The organism is Parabacteroides goldsteinii DSM 19448 = WAL 12034 (genome assembly GCF_000969835.1).
GTDB lineage: Bacteria > Bacteroidota > Bacteroidia > Bacteroidales > Tannerellaceae > Parabacteroides > Parabacteroides goldsteinii.
This window is the reverse complement of record NZ_KQ033913.1, coordinates 746,538-760,793: the sequence shown is the minus strand read 5'-3', so window position 1 is coordinate 760,793 and position 14,256 is coordinate 746,538. Positions and strand designations below refer to the sequence as shown.

Annotated in this window: 5 protein-coding genes and 1 pseudogene; all 6 read right to left on the bottom strand. The window is 43.4% G+C overall.

What is annotated here, in order from left to right; translation table 11 throughout:
* Positions 1 to 53: 53 nt before the first annotated feature.
* Complete coding sequence (locus HMPREF1535_RS16120) at positions 54 to 2,411, bottom strand: ABC transporter permease (RefSeq protein WP_046146828.1); 2,358 nt, start codon at positions 2,409 to 2,411, stop codon at positions 54 to 56.
* Between the two features lie 159 nt (positions 2,412 to 2,570).
* A complete protein-coding gene (locus HMPREF1535_RS16115; protein WP_046146827.1) occupies positions 2,571 to 4,943 on the bottom strand; it encodes an ABC transporter permease in 2,373 nt (790 codons plus the stop codon).
* Between the two features lie 37 nt (positions 4,944 to 4,980).
* Positions 4,981 to 6,718, bottom strand: a pseudogene (locus tag HMPREF1535_RS16110) (ABC transporter permease).
* A gap of 156 nt (positions 6,719 to 6,874) precedes the next feature.
* Positions 6,875 to 9,250: an ABC transporter permease gene (locus tag HMPREF1535_RS16105; RefSeq protein ID WP_046146826.1), complete on the bottom strand. Its 2,376-nt coding sequence runs from the start codon at positions 9,248 to 9,250 to the stop codon at positions 6,875 to 6,877.
* Positions 9,251 to 9,338: 88 nt separating this feature from the next.
* Positions 9,339 to 11,693 carry an ABC transporter permease gene (locus HMPREF1535_RS16100; protein WP_007653333.1) on the bottom strand — a complete coding sequence of 785 codons (2,355 nt, stop codon included), beginning with the start codon at positions 11,691 to 11,693 and terminating at the stop codon, positions 9,339 to 9,341.
* A gap of 42 nt (positions 11,694 to 11,735) precedes the next feature.
* Entirely contained in the window at positions 11,736 to 14,123 is a 2,388-nt protein-coding gene (locus HMPREF1535_RS16095) for an ABC transporter permease (protein ID WP_007653329.1), read from the bottom strand.
* Between the last annotated feature and the right edge of the window lie 133 nt (positions 14,124 to 14,256).

The following is a 14,256-nucleotide window of genomic DNA, read 5'->3' as shown; positions in this document are numbered from 1 at the left end:
GTATGACAGTTCATTTCAAAAAACATGGTAGTAAATCTGTTTAGTTGAAATACTTATTGTGCCTTCAAACTATCTACCGGATTGGCATTTGCCGCCCGCCAACTCTGGAATGTGACTGTACCTATGGTAATGACCAGTACAATTGTCAATGCGGCCAGATATACCCACCAGTACATCGGTGTCTTATAGGCAAAACTTTCCAGCCATTTCTTAATGCCATAGTAACCGATCGGCGTAGCCAGGGCAAAACATACCAGTACAATATAAATATATGAACGGTTAAGCATTTTCAGAATTTCACTGTTAGTCGCCCCATGTACCTTACGCACACCGATTTCTTTCCGGCGATACTGTGTATCGAATACGACTAATCCGAATACTCCCACAAGCGATATGATTATTGCCAATATGCTGAAAACAGTAATCAGGCTACGCAAATTCTCTTCCTTATGATACAAATGATTAAAGATCGTATCATAAAACTGCACATCAAACGGATAGGCCGGATCAAGATCCGCCAATGTCTTACGGATATGATTAACAGCAGCATGCACATCGGATCCCGCTTTCAGACGAATATAAGATACAGACATCGGATAAGGCATCTTTGACACCACAAAAGCAATATTGTTCTCACCGTTGCGAAGAGAGGTAAACTTCACATTTCCGGTAAATCCGATAATACGGCCGGGAATCCATGACTGAAGAATATCTCCCTGTTCCATATTTACCGCCAGTTTAGCTGTCTCATTAAATATATAAACAGGTTCTTCCGATAACTCATCGGACAAAGAGAAATCGCGCCCCTCTTCAACCGGAATACCCATCACCCGAAGGAAATTGGGAGAAGTCATGATCATGAAAAAGTGAAACTCCTTTTGCTTCAAAACGGCTCCATTGGTACTGTAACCATCCTTTGAAGCCACTTTTTCCATGGCAAAAGCAACATCCTCGATATCCGGAAATTCCTTCAACCGGTTTACATATGTCTCATGATGTTTGTTATAAAGTTCTCCGCTTAATTCCACAATAGCAATCTGATCCTTATCGAAGCCAAGCGAAAAACTACGCATATAATCATTTTGTAACTGTACAAAGCTAGCCCCGATAATCAACAGGATGGAAACTATAAATTGTACACTGACCAGAATGGTACGCAGTTTACGACCGGACGGAGAAAGTCCGAAACTACCTTTCAGTACCAGTGCCGGTGGAAAAGAGGTCACATACCAGGAAGGATATAATCCGGCGACCACTCCGGTTATCAATGCCACTCCACCCGTGATCAAAACAATCGGTAAATTCTTCAGGATACTCAAATCAGCTTCCACAAAAGGTAAAGCGGTTGCCCTGCCGAGCATCCAGACCAAAACCAGACTGATCAACCAGGCTATAAGACTGACAATAGCAGCCTCCGCCAGCAAAGCGTTTCGTAATAATCTATCAGAACTGCCCAATACCTTTTGGGTATTGATACTCTTAATACGAAGAGGTGTCAGGGCCGTACTGAAGTTGGTAAAATTGATAGCAGCTACGATAATGATCAATAAGGCGATAAAAAATAACAACAAGGTCACTTCGTTATTTCCACTGCGGAAAATCATTCCGTCCTGGCTTTCATTCAGATAATAAATAGCAGTGAGAGGGGTAAGTTTAAGCTGTTGATCTTTCTTTCCTATTTTAGTAAAATCAAAATTTGCATTGAAGTTATCAACCACATCCTGTGCAGATTCCGCTTTATCCAGCAACACATAACAGGCAAAATTACTCGCCCCAAAATTATCCCGCTGAAAAGTCGGTCCGATAGCCGTATAGATCAGATTCCTCATCTGGGTGTTCCCGGGGAAATCTTTATAAACGGCACCAACGGTATATTCACGGTTATCTTTGGTCTCAACATTCTCTTCGGCATGCAACATTTTACCTACAGCCGGTTGGTCTCCAAAAATTTTCCGAGCTATGCTTTCAGGTAAAATAAGTTTATCGGGATCTTTCAAACAATCGATATCCCCTTCCAATATCGGGAAATCAAAGACACGGGTAATCTCAGGGTTACAAGTATATACCGGTTCGCGGTAACCAATCTTCTCTCCATTCTCCATAACGGAAAAATAAATAGCCGAATTATAAGGATAGATCAACGATCCAGCCTCAATATGCGGAGATGACTGAATAACAGTTTCTACAAATCCACGGGGTAAAATAAGACCGAATGTACCGGGAGTTTCCAACTCCACTCTGAAAACTCTTTCCGCCGTCGGATGACAACGATCAAAACTACGTTCATAATTTACCTGTATCAGAATAACGATAAAGGCTGCAAATGCAACTGCCAATCCCGCCACATTCAAAAAGGTTGCCATCTTGAACCTACGCAGTACGCTTAAAAAGTTTCTTAGTATTGTCTTCATTACTATTTATGTTTACTTTGGTAATTCAAATTGCATGCCAAAGCAACAACGCACAGAATAACAGAATATTAGCCCAACCGTCAGAAAAGAACAATGTCTAATAATTAGACAATGCTGTCAAATTATTAGACATTGAAACAGATTCTATGTAAAACGCTGTTATTCCGACTTCAAACTATCCACCGGATTAGCATTAGCAGCCTGCCAGCTTTGGTAAGTCACCGTACCGACAGTAATAGTCAGTACAATAAGCAAAGCCAGCGGATAGACCCACCAAAACATCGGTGTCTTATAGGCAAAACTCTCCAGCCACTTGTTGATCCCATAATAACCAACCGGTACTGCCAGCACAAAGCAAATCAGGACAATATAAATATAGGAACTGTTCAGCATCTTCAAAACTTCACCGATAGTCGCACCATGCACTTTTCGGAGACCGATCTCTTTCCGGCGATATTGTGTATCGAATACCACCAGATTAAAGACACCCACAAGCGAAATAATGATCGCCAAAAGGCTGAATACCGTGATCAGGCTACGCAAATTCTCTTCCTTATGATATAATTCGTTGAACACAGCATCATAAAACTCGATCTCGACCGGATAAGCCGGATCTATATCAGCCAGTGTTTTATAAATATGTGAAACGGTTGCATCGACATCTGCCCCGGCTTTCAGGCGTATATAAGAAGTAGTTAGCGGATAAGGCAGTTTCCCTGTCACAAAACCGATATTACTTTCTCCCTCTCGAAGCGAAGTAAACTTGACATTGCCTGTCAACCCGACAATATCACCCGAAGCCCACGAATCCATTTTATCCCCCACTTCCATGCCTACTTCCTGTTTTGCCGTACAATTAAAAATGTAAGAAGGAGTTTCAGCCATTTCATCGGCCGGATAAAAGTCACGCCCCTCTTCTACCGGGATTCCCATCACACGCAGGAAATTTGCGGAAACAAAGATCATAAAGAAGTGGAAATCATTTTCCTTGACAGAACCGCTGTTCGTACTGTAACCATCCTGCGAACCGACCTTCTCCAGAGAAAAAGCCACATCTTCGATACCGGAAAATTCCTTCAGGCGATTAACATAGGTCTCATGAGATTTAATATACAGGTCACTGCTCAAAGGAACGATCGCGATCTGATCTTTGTCAAATCCCAGCGAATAACCACGCATATATTTATTCTGCAAATGAACAAAACAAGCACTGATAATTAATAAAATAGATACCACATATTGGATACCGATCAACACCGTACGTAATTTGCGTCCCGACGGTGAAAGCCCAAAACTTCCTTTCAGCACCAGGGCCGGAGGAAAGGAGGTCACGTACCAGGAAGGATATAACCCGGCCAGTATGCCGGTAACCAATGCAATAACACCGGTCAACAAGACAATCGGCAGGTTATCTATTATACTCAAATCAGCCTCTATAAACGGCATGGTACCGGTCGAAGCCAGCACATGCACAATGAACAGGCTCGCCAGCCAGGCCACCAGACTGGTAATAGCAGCTTCGGCCAATAAAGCCCGACGTAATACGCAATCCGGACTGCCTAACACTTTCTGGGTATTGATACTCCTGATACGCATCGGTGTCAACGAAGTATTGAAATTCGTAAAATTGATGGCAGCCACTATAATGATCAGTAAGGCAATAAAAAAAAGCAACCAGGTCACTTCTTTATTACCGCTGCGGAAAATCGTACCATCCTGGCTTTCATTCATATAATAAATGTCCGTAAGAAGCGTCAACTTTATCTGTACCTTCCCACTCCCCAACTTGGAAAAGTCGAAGTTCGCATTGAAGTTGTCCGTAACAAGCCGGGCCGATTCCGGATTATCCAGTAAAAGGAAACATATAAAACTACTGGATCCGAAATTCTCACGCATAGTATTATCGATACCCGTATAAATAAGGTTACGAATCTGCGTATTTTCCGGGAAGTCTTTATAAACGGCTCCGACAGTAAAATCCCTTACATTCTTGCTCATTATTTGCTCTTCGGCATGTAATGCTTTACCTACAGCCGACTGTTTTCCAAATATCTTACGAGCCATGCTTTCCGGTAAAATCAGTTTTTCAGGATCGTTCAGGCAATCGATATCTCCTTCGATGATCGGAAAATCGAATACATGGGTCAGCGCCGGATGGCAAGTCTGAATCAATTCATGATAGCCTTCCCGTTCGCCGTTCGACGTCACCGTAAAATAGATGGCCGGACTATAAGGGAAAATCAGGCTACCAGCCTCGATATGGGGAGATGATCCTATAACAGCCTCGATCAATCCTCGCGGAAGGATACGGGAAAATGTCCCGGCCTCTGCCTCTACCACCTCGCCACTTAATTCCACCCGGTAAATACGGTCGGCCGTCGGATGACAACGATCGAAATTACGTTCGAAGCTGATCTGTATCATAATAATGATAAAGGTTGCAAAAGCAACAGCCAACCCCGCAACATTCAGGAAAGCGGCCAGACTGAAACGGCGCAGCACGCTGAAAAAGTTTCGTAATATTGTCTTCATATCAGTTTGTTTTTATGGCATCCATTCTAAAGCCGGATTACTCCGACTTTATACTTTCCACCGGATTCGAATTTGCTACTTGCCAGTTCTGGTAAGTAACGGTTATAAAAGTAATGGCCGAAACAATAACAAAGGCTACCGGAAATACCCACCAATAGATCGGAGTACGGTAAGCAAAGTTCTCCAACCAGCGATATACGCCATAGAATGCAACCGGAGCCGACAGCACAAAACGGTTTATCGTTATAATTCCGTCCCCAGCCCATATAATAGTCCCGGCTCGACAATATCTGGTCGGCACACGTGATAGCTTCTATTCCTGAAAATGTTTTTATCTCACTTTCCAGCACACTCAGGTTTTTATTAATCTTACTGTTCAGCTCGACAACAATCAGTTCGTCCTTATCATATCCAAGCGGCGCACTTTGCATATAATGGTTTTGCAGGAACATGAACAGAGAACCGATGATCAGGATAAAGGATGCAATAAACTGAATACTGACCAGCGTACTCCGCAGCACACGTCCTTTAGGCGACAATCCAAAACTCCCTTTTAGCACCAGGGCCGGTGGAAAAGAGGTGATGTAACAAGCCGGATAACCCCCTGCCAGCGCACCGACCAACAAGGCAATGATCCCTGTGACACCGATAATTTTCCATTGTACCCCCAAAGACATATCGGCATCCACCAGAGAAGCAATAAACGAGTTTTCAGCCAGATGCAATACGACCAGCGAAATCAGGAATGCCACGAAACTGATAATGACAGCCTCTCCCAATAAACTCAGCCGTAGCAGGCTATCCGGACTACCGAGCACCTTCTGCGTATTGATGCTCTTAATGCGCATCGGCGTCAATGCCGTGCTGAAGTTCGTAAAATTGATACCGGCAATCAGCAGGATTATGAAAGCGATGGCAAACAGTACCTGTACTGTCTGACGACTGGCTTTCGGCATCGAATCGTAAGAAGCGTTGGTCAGGAAATGTAATTGGGTAAGCGGAGTGATATGCAGGTCGATCTTATCCCTTTCCCAATCCAGATCGGAACCGGCCATTTTTGTCTTATCGAAATTCTTTTTGAAGTTTTCCTTCACATCTTCCGCATTTGCCGGATCATCCATACGGAAAAAGAAATAATAATTACTGTTACCCCACTCATCATAATTTTCCTTCGGATCCATCTGGAGGTAAATGATATTGCGGACAGATGAATTACGGGGAAAATCTTTAAAAACACCGTTGACGATCGCAACTACTTTTCCCGATGTCCCGCCCATCAACTGTTTACCGATAGCCGATTCATTACCGAACAGGCGATTAGCGATGCTTTCGGGAATCATGGCCGACTTCGGTTGCTCCAGCGCCGTTTCATCGCCTTCCACCATATCGAAATGGAAAACACGGGTAAAGTCGGGGGTAACTGTCGCTATCGGATCCTGAAAGTTTTGTATCTCACCGCTCCGTTCGACACTGTAAAACCCGTCGGAAGTCCACGATGTCATAAGGGTTCCTGCTTTGATATGCGGCGACGATTCTGTAAAAGCCCTCGCCAAAGGACGGCTCATAATGGCTACCTGTTCTCCCTGATATTGCATATCCATCCGATAGATCGCTTCTGATTCCGGCTGGCAGGAATCGAACGTATAATCATAACTTACCTGCATCATGATCACCATAAATGCAGCGAAAGCAATACTTAATCCCAGAATATTCAACAAAGTCGCCATCCTGAAACGGCGGAGTACACTGATAAAGTTTCGTAATATCGTTTTCATATTGACCTCTTTTTATCCAATTCGTTCAAATAACATGCCAAAACGATAACTCTTTGTCAATCAAAAACATTTGGCTCACGCCTTAAAAATGAATGTCTAATAATTAGACAATGCTGTCAAATTATTAGACATTCATAAAGGAAAATAACTTTCCGGTCACTCCGACTTTATACTCTCCACCGGATTTGAATTAGCGACATGCCAGTTCTGGAAAGTTACGGTTATAAAGGTGATAACCGAAACAATAATAAAGGCTGCCAGAAATACCCACCAGTACATCGGAGTACGGTAAGCAAAGTTCTCCAACCAGCGATATACGCCATAGAAAGCCACAGGAGCCGACAAGATAAAACAAATAACCAGAATAATCAGATAACTCCTGTTGAACAGTACCAATATTTGCGGAGTGGACGATCCTAATACTTTGCGGACAGCCACCTCTTTACGTCTGTATTCACTCTCAAACACCACCAGTCCGAAGACTCCCACTATGGAGATTAAGATCGCAATGACACTGAACAGGGTGATCAGGTTACTGATCTTCAGTTCCTTTACATAGGTACGTTGTAATATCTCGTCATAAAAAGAGACTTTAAAAGGATAAACCGGATCGATCTTCTTTAATGAAGCCTGAATATGTTTCATTGCCGCACGCAAATCACTGCCGGCCTTTACCCTGACATAGGCTGCTGCATAATATTTACTGTCGACTTCCCCTCCCCAATAGTATTTTCCCCAGACATAGAAAGTCATTGGTGAAACTTCGTTGCGGAAAGAAGCAAACTTGATATTAGGCATAAAACCAATAATCTCGCCACCGTCAATCTTATCCCCCAGTTCCAGATCGTACATCTCACGGGCTTTCTCATTAAATATATAGCATCCCGTATCTTTCAAGTCATCTTCCGGGCGAAAATCGCGTCCGTCGGTCACTTTAATCCCCATCACACGAAGGAAAGAAGGAGACACCGGGATACATTGAAAGTTAATATCCTTATCTTTATACTCGCGTCCCCATCCCATATAGAAGTCCCGGCTCGATAAAACTTGTTCGGCAAAAGTGATATCTTCAATCCCGGAGAATGTTTTTACCTCACTCGCCAATACATCCTGGCTCTTATTCACCTTACCGTTCAGCTCCATCACGATCAATTCGTCCTTGTCATATCCAAGCGGTGTATTCTGCATAAACCGGTTCTGCAAAAACATGAACAGGGAACTGATAATCAGAATAAATGAAGCAATAAACTGGATACTGACCAATGTACTTCTGAGCAACCTCCCTTTTGGAGACAGTCCGAAACTGCCTTTCAGTACCAGTGCCGGCGGGAAAGAGGTAATATAACAGGCCGGATAAAGGCCAGCCAACACACCGACAGCCACAGCAATAACCGCCGTAGTAGTAATAACTCCCGACTGTGCCGAAAAAGCCATGTCGGCATCCACCAAAGAGGCTATAAAAGTCTTACCGGCTATAAACAATATCCCCAGCGAAATCAGATAAGCCACTGCACTGACGATAATCGCCTCCGCCAGCAAACTCAAACGAAGCACACTATCCGGACTTCCCAACACTTTTTGCGTATTGATACTTTTGATACGCATCGGTGTCAGTGCCGTACTGAAATTGGTAAAGTTGATACCCGCAATCAGTAAGATAACAAAAGCTATAGCAAACAAAACACGCACCGTCTGACGGCTGGCCTTCGGCATCGAGTCGAAAGAAACATTTTCCAGGAAATGTAGCTCGGGAAGCGGTGTGATACGCAGGTCAATACCATCTTTCTCCCAGTCAAAATCCTTACCGAACTGTTGGGATGCATCAAAATTCTTCATAAAGTTTTCTTTCACATCCTTCGTATTAGCAGGATCATCCATTCGGAAAAAGAAGAAATAATTCTGATTATTCCAAGTATCGTAGTTTTCTTTCGGGTGCATCTGCCGGTAGATAATATTCCGGATGGAAGAATTAAGGGGGAAATCTTTAAAGACGCCGCTTATTGTTGCTACCGTACTTCCCGTCTCTACATTCATCAGCCGTTTTCCTATAGCCGACTCATCTCCGAACAAGCGACGCGCCATACTTTCGGGAATGATGGCAGTTTCCGGCTGATCCAATGCCGTTTCATCTCCTTCCACCATATCGAAATGAAAGACACGGGTAATCCCGGGCGAAGCATTCACGACCGGGTCCTGGAAATTCAGCCTCTCCCCTTGCCGTTCGACACTATAAAAAAGTTCGGAATTCCACGACGCCATAATCATGCCGGCCTTAATATGGGGCGATGACTCTGTAAAGCCTCTTGCAAAAGGACGGCTGAAGACGGCACTCGCTTTTCCCTGAAAGTCCATGTCCATGCGGTAGATTGCATCAGCTTCCGGCTGGCAGGAATCGAACGTGTAGTCGTAATTCACCTGCATCATAATCACCATAAAAGCTGCAAAAGCGATACTTAATCCAAATACATTCAGCAACATCGCCATTTTGAAACGGCGAAGCACGCTGACAAAGTTTCTTAAAATAGTTTTCATATCAATTGAATTATTACTTCGATTTAAGGTTGTTCACCAAACAACTTTTTAATAAATACGTAATAAATTCAGAAATGTTGCATGATTGCTATTCTGTTTTTATACTTTCTACCGGATTTTCATTGGCAGTCTTCCAGTTCTGGAAAGTAACCGTCAGGAATGTTATAACGGAAACGACCACAAAAGCGACCGCATATACCCACCAATACATCGGAATCTTATAGGCAAAATAAACCATCCAACGGTTCACCCCGTAATAGGCAACCGGTATTGCCAGGACGAAACAGACAATCAGGATACGGACATAGACTTTATTGAACATAAGCAATATCTGCGAAGTGGTAGCACCATGAACTTTCCGTAGACCTATCTCTTTCTTTCTGTATTCGCTCTCAAAAATAACCAGCCCCAACACACCGACAACCGATATAAAAACGGCTATCAGGCTGAATAAAGAGATCAGCCAACCGATGCTCAGCTCCCGCTTATAGAGATTATTCAATATCGTATCATAAAACCTGATCTCGGCCGGGAAATTCTTATCTATCGAAGTCAAGGCTTTCCTGATCGAAGCCACTGCATCCCGGATATCCGCCCCCGCTTTTATTTTGATATAGGCATATCTCGGCCGATACCCTGCCGCAGGCGAAACATAAAAAGCCATCGGAGCCACTTCCGTGCGGAACGAAGCATACTTAATATCATCTATAAACCCGGCAATCAAAGCGGGAGGAGCCTCATACCATTCATTTCCCGTGATATATTCACCGGCAACCAGATCATATTGCAATCTGGCCGCTTCGTTAAACAGGTAAACGCCCCCTACCGATTTACTGTCTTCCTGAAGGAAATCCCGTCCCGAAATAACAGGAATGTTCATCAGCCTAAGAAAATCCGGTGAAACGACAAACACTTTGAACTGTACGTTATTCTCCCTGTAACCACGGCCAAAGTCGGTATATTCATCACTTGCCGAAAGTAAATCTTCCGCAAAAGAAACTTCCTGCACAGAGACTTCCTGCTCTAATCGATTTTCCACGGCCTCTATATTCTTTATCAACTGGCCGTTCAATTCCACAATAGCCACATGCTCCTTATCGAAACCTAAAGAAGAGGCCAGCATGTAATGATTCTGCAAATAAATAAACAAAGCGGCAATAATCAGAGCAAAAGAGATGACATACTGGAAAGAGACCAGCAAACTTCTCATCCTTTTACCGGAAGGAGACAATCCAAACGATCCTTTTAGAACCAAGGCAGGAGAAAACGATGTTATATGCCAGGCAGGATATGCTCCGGCCAGCAGGCCGGTAAGAGCAGCCAGTACTCCCGCCCCTATCAATAAAGGAATGTTGGCTTTCAATGAAAGTTCTCCACTGACCATATCGGCCAGCCAGGTATTAGCCATCCCTTTCACAATAAACAAGGAAAGGATGAAAGAAAACAGACAGATCGCTACCGCTTCAACCAACATGGCACAGCGCAACGTATTATCCGATCCTCCCAGCACCTTCTGCGTATTGATACTCCGGATACGCATGGGAACAAGTGCATTGCTGAAATTCGTAAAATTAATCCCGGCAATGACAACAATCAATACAGCGATGGTAAATAACACGAACACCATCGTTTTATTACCTTTGTCTTTCTGTGAATCAAAACGGGCATCTGCCTCATAATAAATATCGGTCAGTTGGGTCAGTCTCACATCTTTCGTTTTCCAATCATAATATTCATGGTTGAAATGATTCTTGAAGTCAGCAATTATCTGGTCTTTTTTACCGGGATCATCCAGTAACACATATAACTGGTAGCCGTTGGCATTCCAATTATCCTGATTCTCCTTTTCACCGATTCTCCTGTATACGGCATTTTGTATCACTGAATTTTGAGGAAAATCTTTATATACGCCACCCACAACAAAAGATAACTTATCGGCTGTCAACTGTTTGCCGACAGCCGGTTCATCTCCGAAAAACTTTTCTGCCTGGCTCTGTGCTATCAAAACATACCCCGGATTATCCAGGCTTTCTATCTTCCCCTCCAACATCTGAAAGTCAAATACAGAAGCATATTCAGGAGTTATTGCATTTACCGGACACCAGAAACTCGTTTCATTCGTATCATTTCCCCTTTTTAATGCAAGCTGGCTACCCCAGGAAGAAAGTAATGCACCCGTCTCTATATGGGGAGACGATTGAACGAAAGCCTCTGCAAAAGGGGGAGAAACAACCACCTGGTTCCCCCAATCCGGAGTATAAAGTCCTACCCGGTAAATCCGTTCTGCATTCTTTTGGAACCTGTCGAACCCCCAGTCATATTGTAACTGGATCATTAAAATTATAAAGGCAGCAAAGGCTATACTTAAACCCATCACATTCAATAGAGTCGCCATTTTAAAACGACGGACAACTCCTAATAAATTCCTGATAATTGTTTTCATGATAGTATCTGTACTAAATTTATAAATCTAATGATCCATCCGCTATTCTGTTTTTATGCTTATTACCGGATTTTCGCTTGCCGCCCGCCAGTTCTGGAAGGTAACAGTGACGATCGTCACAGCCGACACCAGCAGGAAAGCCAGTATGAATACCCACCAATAGATCGGAGTACGGTAAGCAAAGTTCTCCAACCAGGCATGAATGGCATACCAGGTCAACGGAGCGGCCAACACAAAGCATATCAACAGGATACGGACATACGTTTTGTTAAACATAATCAGAATCTGCGACACGGAAGACCCCATCACCTTGCGGACACCTATTTCCTTTCTGCGATACTGGCTGTCGAATACTACCAGACCAAAGACACCCACCATCGAGATAAAGACGGCTATCAGACTGAATAATGTGATCAATGCTCCCAGACTCGTTTCTTTTTCATATAAATTATTCAGCACTTTATCAAAGAAAGTAATGTCGAAAGGATAATCCGGATGAATCTCACTCATTACATTCTTGACATGCGCCATGGCTGCTCCCATATCCGAACCGGCTTTTACCTTGATATATGCAAACGCCGCACCTCCCGAATAACTTTTACCACGCACTAAGAATGCCATCGGAACCACCTCCGTACGGAAAGAAGCGAACTTGATATCCGGAACAAAACCAATCACCTCCATATCACCGATCTTATCCCCCAGCTGAATGTCGTAAGTCTTTCGCGCACGTTCATTAAATATATAGGCACCATGCTCCGTCAAAGTATCTTCTTCCCGGAAATCCCGTCCGTCACTTACTGCAATATTCAGTACCTTCAGGAAAGAAGGATCGACCGGCATCACCTGATACTGAATATTTTTACCATTCAGTTCACGTCCCCAGGTCATATACTGATCCTGGCTGGCCAGCAGAAACTCCGCACAGGTCACATCCTCAATACCGGAGAACGATTTCATACGATTCGTGAAAGCGTCTTTACTGTTTAAGACTGTAGCCGTCAGGTCTGTCACGATGATTTGATCTTTGTCGTATCCCAACGAACTGGTTCGCATAAAGTTATTTTGCAAATACATGAACATAGCGCCCATAATCAAAACAAATGAAGAAATGAACTGCACACTGATCAGTACGTTCCTCAATACCCTTCCTTTGGGAGAAAGTCCGAAATTACCTTTCAGCACCAGCGCCGGCGAGAAAGATGTCATATAATAAGACGGATAAATCCCGGCCAGCACTCCGACCAGCACAGATAGCAGAGCCGTCAACGAAATCAACACCGGATGAGCGGAAAAAGAGATATCCGCATTGATCAGGCCTGCTATGGGACTGCTTGCCGTCATACGGACGATCCATAATGCCAACAAGAAAGCCACGACACTGATACAGACCGCTTCCATCAATAAAGAGAACTGTAATGTTGCATTAGAACTACCCAGCACCTTTTGCGTATTGATACTTTTCATACGCATCGGAGTCAAAGCCGTACTGAAATTGGTAAAATTGATACCGGCAATAAGCATAATAACAAATGCGATGGCAATCAGAACCAATATCGTCTGACGGCTAGTCTTAGGAACCATGTCATAAAGAACATCCGTTACATAATGAAGCTCCGTCAAAGGAGTCAGCCGTAAATTCAGGTCATCGGTAGACCACGGCATATTTTTCCCTATCTCGTGCTTTTTATAATAATCCAGAAAGTCGTTTGTCAAATCCTTTGCGGCTTCGGGGCTATCCAGACGGATATAAGCATAATAATTAGAACTTCCCCAATCATTCAAACCCTCCTTATCATCCAGTTTCACATAGACAGCATTCTGGAGGATACCGTTTACCGGAAAATCCTTATAGACACCTCCCACCGTATAATCCATCTCAGGTATGGTAAAAAGGCCGGCCAACCGCCCTCTGGTATCTTTCGCTTTCATTCTCCGGCCGACAGCCGATTCCGTACCGAATATCTTTTTAGCCTGACTTTCCGAAATCAAGATCTTTTCCGGGTCCTTCAGGGCATCCTTCGTTCCTTCCAACATATCAAAAGTAAACACATCGGTAAAGGAAGGATAAATAGTCATATTCGGTTCCATATAACTATCCTGTTTCCCGTCCTTATCTACAATAAAAACCGTCTCACTATAGATAGGATAGCTAATGGCTCCGGCAACGATATGCGGTGAAAAGTTGAAAAACACATCCATCAGGGGCCGGCTTACAATAGCCTGAGGCGTTTCCTTACCCCACTGTAGCTCCACCCGGTAGATATTATCGGCTTCATTATGAAAAGTGTCAAAATTCTGATCATAATCGACCTGCATCATAATAATCATAAATGCAGAAAAAGCCACTGAAAGCCCTAAAATATTAAGAAGCGTCGCCATCTTAAAACGACGTAATACACTGATGAAATTTCGAAGAATTGTTTTCATTATATATTTATTTTTACCCGAATAGGTTCAAAACGCATGCCAAACATGTAATCATCTAATAAATAACACCTTGACGAATCAAGGTGTTATCAGATGTGTCTAAATTTTAGACACTGGTGTAAAATAATTAGAC